A 7,567-nucleotide genomic window follows, 5' to 3' on the forward strand; every position below is an offset into this window, starting at 1 on the left:
CCTCGCTCGCTCAACGGCCAGGATCTCGGTCGTTGAGCAAGCTTGCGAGACGAAACGGGTCAGTTGTTCTGGGGGAAGCCGAGGTTGATGCCGGTGTGGCCGGACTGGCTGCGCGTGGCGGGGTCGAGCCAGCGGCTGGTGATGGCCTTCTCGCGCGTGAAGAAGTCGAAGCCGTGCACGCCGTAGGCCTTGGCGTCGCCGAACAGCGACTGCTTCCAGCCGCCGAAGGAGTGGTAGGCGACCGGAACCGGGATGGGCACGTTGATGCCGATCATGCCGACCTGCACCTCGTTCTGGAAGCGGCGGGCGGCTCCGCCGTCGTTGGTGAAGATCGCGGTGCCGTTGCCGAACTGGCCCGAGTTGATCAGCCCCAGACCCTCGTCGTAGGACGGCACGCGCACGACGGAGAGGACCGGTCCGAAGATCTCCTCCTGGTAGGCGCGGCTGGTGGTGGGGATGTCGTCGATCAGGGTGGGGCCGAAGAAGAACCCGTCCTCGTGCCCATCGACCGTGAAGCCCCGGCCGTCGACGATGATCTTCGCGCCGTCGGCCTCGGCGATGTCGACGTAGCTCGAGACCTTGTCGCGGTGCACGTCGGTGATCAGCGGCCCCATGTCGGGCTCGACGCCGTCCACGCCGGCACCGTTGCCGATGCGCAGCTTCGCGATCCGCTCCTGGATCTTCGCGATGAGGTCGTCGGCGACCGGCTCGACGGCCAGCACGACCGAGATCGCCATGCAGCGCTCACCCGCCGCACCGTAGCCGGCGTTGACGGCCTGGTCCGCGACCAGGTCGAGGTCGGCATCCGGAAGCACCAGCATGTGGTTCTTCGCGCCGCCCAGCGCCTGCACCCGCTTGCCGTGCTTGGAGGCGGTCTCGTAGATGTACTGCGCGATCGGCGTCGAGCCCACGAACGAGATGGACTGCACGTCCGGGCTCTCCAGAAGCCCGTCGACCGCGAGCTTGTCGCCTTGCAGAACCGTGAACACCCCGTCCGGCAGCCCAGCCTCCTGCCAGAGCGCCGCCAGCCACAGCGCCGCCGAGGGGTCCTTCTCGGACGGCTTGAGCACGACCGCGTTGCCGGCGGCGATCGCGATCGGGAAGAACCACATCGGCACCATCGCCGGGAAGTTGAACGGGCTGATGATGCCGACGACCCCGAGCGGCTGCTTCAGCGAGTACACGTCGATGCCGCTCGAGGCGTTCTCGCTGAACGCGCCCTTGATGAAGTGCGGGAACCCGGTCGCCAGCTCCACGACCTCCTGGCCGCGCAGGATCTCGCCCATGGCGTCCGAGACGACCTTGCCGTGCTCGGCGGTGATGATTCCGGCCAGCTCACGCTTACGGGCATTGAGCAGCTCGCGGAAGCTGAACAGCACCGACTGCCGACGCGCGATCGAGAACTGCGACCACACCTCGTATCCGCGGACCGCCGACGCGATCGCCGCGTCGATCTCGACCCGGTCGGCCAGTGCGACCCGGGCCGACACCATGCCGGTCGCCGGGTTGTACACGGGTGCGGTGCGGCCGGACGTCGACGCCCGCTCGGCACCATCGATCCAGTGCGAGATCACCCGCACATCGGCGTCTGTGGTCGCGGGGGCGACGGTGCTCTCGGCAATGCTCATGAGTGGTCCCTTTCGGCGTCGGACAGATCGTGTGGCGATCCCTTAGGCTTGACCCGTCCCAGCCTGTCAGAGAAGAAGAGGCGTCAACGGTGCCCGACCGTCGCGAAGATCGCACGAACCAAACGGATCGTCCGGCTGATCGAGTCGCAGATGCGACCTTGCCGACCGTGCGCGAGGTGATCGCTCTCGACGCGGTCGCGCACGGTGTTCCGGAGGTGCTCGCCGGCGGCGACGCGCTCGATGCGCGGGTGCGCTGGCTGCACGTCTCGGACAGCGCCGGCGTGGCCCGCCTGCTCGACGGCGGCGAGCTGCTGCTGTCGACCGGTTCGTCCTGGCCCGTCGAACCTGCCGACCTGCGCCGCTTCGTCGACGAGCTCGCCGATGCCGGTCTCTCGGGTCTCGTGCTCGAACTCGGCACGCATTACCGCTACGTTCCCGCCGTGGTCGTCGAGGCCGCGGCGGCTCGCGGTCTGGCGCTCATCGTGCTGCACCGCGAGGTGAAGTTCGTCACCGTCACCGAGGCGGTGCACAGCCGCATCATCACCGGACAGACCGACGCGCTGCGGGCCCGCGACGAGGTGCGCGAGCGCTTCACCGCTCTCGTGCTGCGCGGCTCACCCGCGGACTTCATCGTGCACCAGGTCGCGCAGACGCTGGGCGCGCCGATCGTGCTCGAGAACCTCGGCTACGAAGTCGTGGCGGCCGAGGTGCCGCTCGCGATGGAGGAGGAGCTGTTCACCGAGTGGGAGCTGCGCTCGCGTTCCGCGCACCGGCGCTCCGAGCAGCGCCGGCAGCGGGGCGCCGCGGCGAGCCCCGACGATTGGCTCATCGTTCCCGTCGAGGCACGGGGCATCCGCTGGGGCAACCTCATCGCCCTGCCCGGACCCGAGCACGCAGCCGGGCGCATGGCGGTGCTCGAACAGGGCGCGATCGCGCTCGCCGTCGGGCGCCTGGCAGATGGCGACGCCGACGAGTGGGTGCGCATCGGCCGCCGCCGCCTGGTCGACGGATTGCTCGCGGGACGCTTCGCGGGCGTCGGCGGGGCGGCCGCGAGACTCGAGGCCGCGGGCCTGCCCCTCCGCGGGGCGAAGCTGCACGGCCTGGTCGTGTCGGGCGCGCCCGTTGCGGTGGAGCGAGCGGATGCCGCGGCCCGCGCCCTGCGCGGACGAGCGCTCGCGGGATCGGCGCCGTCCGGCGTCGCGGCGCCCGCGGCGACGATCCTGGTGTCACTGCCGCCCGAGACGGTGTTCGACGACGCAGCGGTGGTGGCCTTCGTGCGCGCCCTCGTCGACGCCGCCGACGTGGAGCGGGTCACCGTGTCGGTGGGGCGCGGTGCCGAGGGCATCGACGCGGCCCTCGCCTCGGTGCACGAAGCCGTCGACCTCGCGGGCGGCCGACGCCGCCGCACCGGCCGCGGACCGCATCTCCGACGCGCCGAGAACCGCCCGCTGGTGCAGCTGGTGGCGGCGCTCCGCGACGACCACCGCGTGCTCGAGCACGGCGAGCGGATGCTCGCGCCCCTCATCGCGCACGACCTGGCGCGCTCGGGCGATCTGCTCGACGTCCTCGAGGCGATGCTCGCGCACCCGGGCAACCGCACGGCGGCGGCGGGGGCATCCCATCTCTCCCGCTCGGTGTTCTACCAGCGCATCGCGCTCATCGAGGAGCTGCTGGGCGCCGATCTCGACGACGGCGAGACCCAGACCGCGCTGCATCTCGCGCTGCTCGTGCGCAGGTCGGCAGGGCGCTGATCCCCGGCGCCTGCGTCCGGCTGAGCGGGACGGCGGTCAGCCGAGGATGTAGACCTTCCGCAGCGTCTCGCGAACGGTCCACACCGTGCGCATGCCCGCGGTGAGACGCGCGACCGAGCCCGCCCGCAGCTCGATCGGCTCGAGTGCCGGGTCGTCGAACGACACCGTCGCCGAGCCCGACAGCACCACGAACACCTCGTCCGCCTCGACGTCGGTCGAGACGCCGGGCGTGTGCTCCCACACCCCGATCGTGTCGGTGAGCTCGGCGAAGCCGGTGCGGGGCGAGCCCTCGACCACCTGCTCGGCGGGCAGGGGCTCGAGCGCAAGCGCGAGGGAGTCGGCATCCGTCACGATTCCCGGGTTCACGAGTCGAACCCCAGTCCGACCGCGTCCAGCGTCTTCAGCAGCAGGTTGCGCTTGCCCTTGTTGTGGTCCGCGCGGTCCAGCGACCAGCGTGTGGCGTTGATGCCGATCGACGCCGCGGGCTCGGGCGGGAACGGAAGCGGGCGCTTCTGCACCATCTCGAGCCCGGTGCGCTCGTTCGAGACCCCGTCGAGCAGGTCGAGCATGACGTCGCCGGCGAAGCGCGTCGACCCGACGCCGAGCCCGGTGAAGCCCGCGGCGTAGGCGACCCGGCGCTCACGGGCGGTGCCGAAGAAGGCCGTGAACTGCGTGGAGGTGTCGATCGCGCCCGCCCACTGGTGGGTGAAGCGCAGGCCCTCGAGCTGCGGGAACGTGGTGAAGAAGTGGCTCGCGAGCCGTGCCCACGTCTCGGGGCGCTCCTCGTAAGCGGGATCGACCTTGCGGCCGTAGTGGTAGATCGCGTCGTACCCGCCGAACAGGATCCGGTTGTCCTTCGTGATCCGGTAGTAGTGGAACTGGTTCGCCATGTCGCCGATGCCCTGGCGGTCCTGCCACCCGATCGACGCGACCTGCGCGTCGGTGAGCGGCTCGGTCATCAGCACGTAGTCGTACACGGGCACCGTCATGAGCCGGTTGCGCTTGATGAGCGACGGGAAGACGTTGGTGGCGAGCGCGGCTCGGGCTGCCTCGACCCGGCCGTCGGCGGTCGCCACGACGACTCCCGGACCGGTCGTGTCGAGGCCGGTCACGTGCGAGCGCTCGAAGATCTCCACGCCGCGCTCCTCGCACACGCGCGCGAGCTCCGCCGCCATGCGGGCCGGGTGCAGCATGCCGCACGCGTGCTTCTCCCAGACGGCGGCGAGGTACGTGGGGGAGTGGACGGATGCCTGCGCCTCCGCCTGGTCGAGATAGACGACGCCCTCCTCGCCCTCGGCGGCCCACTCCTTGAGCCAGTCGACCTGGTGGGGCTCGACGGCGGGGGCGAACTGGCCGGTGCGCTCGAACTGGAAGTCCATGCCGTAGCGCGCCTCGGAGGCCTCGATCGCATCGAGGTTCTCGCGCCCGAGCCGGTCGAGCAGCGGCATCTCGTCGGGCCACCGGGCCATGCCGTTCTCGTGGCCGTGCGTGAGGCTCGCCTCGCAGAAGCCGCCGTTGCGGCCCGACGCCGCCCAGCCGACGCGCTGCGCCTCGACGATCACGACCTTCGCTGCGGGGTCGCGCTCGGTGGCGAGCAGTGCGGTCCACAGGCCGGTGTAGCCGCCGCCGACGACGACGAGGTCGGCGCGATGCGTGCCCATCAGCGACGGCCGGTCGGGGAGGAGGGAGTCAGGGAGGTCGTCGCGCCAGAACACCGCGTGGCGGGTGTCGGCGAGGGAATGCTGGACGACGGATGCTGCCGGCCGCTGTCGTTCGAACACGGTCGTGCCCACGGGTATCAACTCCGATGCGGTGTCTGGTGCTCCCATCCTCGCCGGTTCGGGCCGGCGCCGCAGGCCCCGCCTGTCGGGACTTGACGGGCCGGTCGGACAGGTTGTCGCGCCCGCGTCAGGGCGCGCCGTCAGACCGCCGCGAGTTCGGCTGCCAGTGCGTCGACGTCGGCGACTCGCGCGTAGCTGCCGTCGAGCGCTGCCATGAACGCCAGATGCACCTGGGCGCCGGGCACGGTCCTGCCGTCGTAGGCGAGGTCGGGCGCCGCGCAGGCGTCCTGCGCCACGGCGAGGCGGAAGCCGAGATCGGATGCCGCGCGCACAGTGGCATCGATGCACATGCTCGACATCATCCCGGCCACCACGATCTCATCGGCCGCCGCCGCCCGCAGCAGGGCCTCGAGCCCGGTGCCGAGGAAGGCGTTCGGCTCGTGCTTGACGATGACGTGCTCGGCGCCGTCCGGGGCGACACGCGGGTCGAACTCCACACCGGGCGTCCCGGGGGCGAAGAACGCGGCATCCGGACCGTCCCACACGTGCTGGACGTGCACGACCCGCTCGCCCGTCGCCCGGAAGGCGGCGAGAAGTCGCGCAGCGGCATCGGCGGCGGCATCCGCGTCGACGAGCGGATGCCGCCCTCCCGGGAAGTAGTCGCGCTGGATGTCGATGAGGAGCAGGAGTCGGGTCACCGCAACAGCATAGATGCGTCGCGTCAGGCGTCCGGCGTGACGTAGACGCGCTCGCCCTGCACGAAGGTCTGGAGGGTGCGGGTCGCGCCGATCCGGTCGGCCGGCCCGGCGAAGGGATCCCGGTCGAGCACGGCCAGGTCGGCGTACTTGCCGACCTCGATCGTGCCCGTGACGTCGTCGAGGTGGTTCACCCACGCCGATCCGGCCGTGTACGCGGTGAGCGACGTCGCGAGGTCGATCGACTGCTCGGGATAGAACGGGTCGTACTCGCCCTCCTCCTGACCGGGCGCGGCCATGCGGTTGACCGCGGTGTGGATCGCGGCCATCGGATCGGGCGTCGACACCGACCAGTCGCTCCCCGCTGCGAGCACGGCGCCCGAGCGCAGCAGGTCGCCGAACGGGTACTGCCAGGCGCTGCGCTGCTCACCGAAGAACGGCAGCGTCAGCTCGACCATCTGCGGCTCGTACGTCGCCCACAGCGACTGCATGTTCGCGGCGACTCCGAGCTCGCGGAACCGGCGCATGTCTTCGGGATGCACCACCTGGATGTGCGCGATGTGGTGGCGGTTGTCGCGGCGGCCGTTGCGGGCGATCGCATTCTCGACCGCGTCGAGGCACTCGCGCACGGCGCGGTCGCCGATCGCGTGGAAGTGCACCTGGAAGCCCGCCGCGTCGAGGAGGGGCACCGCCTCATTGAGGACGGCAGGGTCGACGAACGAGATCCCCGAGTTGTCGGTGAGATGGCCGTGGCCGTCGCAGTACGGCTCGAGCATCGAGGCTGTGAAGTTCTCGGCGACGCCGTCCTGCATCACCTTCACGGATGTCGCGGCGAAGCGCCCGCCCCGGTACCGCTCGCGCCGCTCGAGGATCGACGGGATCTGCTCGAGGCCCTGGGTTCGGTCCCACCAGATCGCTCCGACGACGCGCGCGGTCAGGGTGCCGTCGGCCGCTGCCGCGAGATAGGCGGGGCCGGGGTCTCCGGCATCCCCGTACGAGCCGACGATGGCGTCCTGCCAGCCGGTGATGCCGAACGAGTGCAGGTAGCGCTGGCCGAGCAGCAGCGCCTCGGTGAGCCGCTCGAGGGGCTCTTCGGGCAGCAGGCGGTTGACGAGTGCCATCGCGCCCTCGTGCAGCGTGCCCGACGGGGCGCCGTCGGCGTCGCGCTCGATGCGGCCGTCTGCCGGGTCGAGGGTGTCGCGGTCGATGCCCGCGCGCCGCAGCGCGGCCGAGTTCACCCACGCGCCGTGGCCGTCGCGGTTCGGGAAGAACGCCGGACGGTCGCCGGTGACGGCATCGAGCGCGGATGCCGTCGGCGTGCCGCCGGGGAACGCCGACATCTGCCACCCGCCGCCGAGAACCCACTCGTCGTCCGGGTGCGCGCGGACGTAGCCGCCGATGGCGTCGACGTACTCGGCGGCAGTGCTGAGCGCGGAGAGGTCGCAGCGGAGCATGTCGAGCCCGCCCCACACCGGATGCACGTGCGCGTCCTGGAAACCGGGGATCAGCATGCGTCCCGCGAGGTCCACGACTTCGGTCGACGGGCCGACGAGGTCGCCCAGGTCGCCGGGCGAGACGGCGACGATGCGCCCGTCCGTGACGGCGACCGAGCCCGCGCGCGAACGAACGGTGTCGGCGGTGAACACGGGTCCGCCGGTGAACACGAGGTCGGCGTAGGGCATGGGTCTCCTGTGGGTTCGGGGCGTTTCGTC

Annotated in this window: 6 protein-coding genes; 1 reads left to right on the forward strand and 5 read right to left on the reverse strand. The window is 71.3% G+C overall.

What is annotated here, in order from left to right:
* Positions 1-59: 59 nt before the first annotated feature.
* A complete protein-coding gene (locus B1729_RS11985; RefSeq protein WP_163632914.1) occupies positions 60-1,628 on the reverse strand; it encodes a CoA-acylating methylmalonate-semialdehyde dehydrogenase in 1,569 nt (522 codons plus the stop codon).
* Positions 1,629-1,804: 176 nt separating this feature from the next.
* Here B1729_RS11985 and B1729_RS11990 point away from each other — a divergent pair, with 176 nt between their 5' ends.
* Positions 1,805-3,379, forward strand: a complete 1,575-nt coding sequence (locus B1729_RS11990; protein ID WP_239539610.1) for a PucR family transcriptional regulator — start codon at positions 1,805-1,807, stop codon at positions 3,377-3,379.
* Positions 3,380-3,415: 36 nt separating this feature from the next.
* Here B1729_RS11990 and B1729_RS11995 read toward each other — a convergent pair whose 3' ends face one another.
* The 4 genes from B1729_RS11995 to B1729_RS12010 form a co-directional block, all read right to left on the reverse strand.
* On the reverse strand, positions 3,416-3,745 hold the full coding sequence (locus tag B1729_RS11995) for a cupin domain-containing protein (protein ID WP_239525841.1): 330 nt from the start codon (positions 3,743-3,745) through the stop codon (positions 3,416-3,418).
* Entirely contained in the window at positions 3,742-5,172 is a 1,431-nt protein-coding gene (locus B1729_RS12000) for an FAD-dependent oxidoreductase (protein WP_163632917.1), read from the reverse strand. Before B1729_RS12000 ends, B1729_RS11995 begins: the two co-directional genes overlap by 4 nt.
* 128 nt (positions 5,173-5,300) lie before the next feature.
* Positions 5,301-5,858 (reverse strand): isochorismatase family protein, encoded by a 558-nt coding sequence (locus tag B1729_RS12005; protein WP_163617676.1) that lies wholly within the window; start codon positions 5,856-5,858, stop codon positions 5,301-5,303.
* A 23-nt stretch (positions 5,859-5,881) separates the two neighbouring features.
* Entirely contained in the window at positions 5,882-7,537 is a 1,656-nt protein-coding gene (locus B1729_RS12010) for an amidohydrolase (protein WP_163632919.1), read from the reverse strand.
* Positions 7,538-7,567 lie beyond the last annotated feature (30 nt).

The organism is Microbacterium sp. B35-04 (genome assembly GCF_010634885.1).
GTDB lineage: Bacteria > Actinomycetota > Actinomycetes > Actinomycetales > Microbacteriaceae > Microbacterium.

Excerpts from the sequence above, each read along its gene's own strand:
- B1729_RS11985 (WP_163632914.1), bottom strand. The coding sequence starts at position 1,628 with ATGAGCATTGCCGAGAGCACCGTCGCCCCCGCGACCACAGACGCCGAT.
- B1729_RS12010 (WP_163632919.1), bottom strand. The coding sequence starts at position 7,537 with ATGCCCTACGCCGACCTCGTGTTCACCGGCGGACCCGTGTTCACCGCC.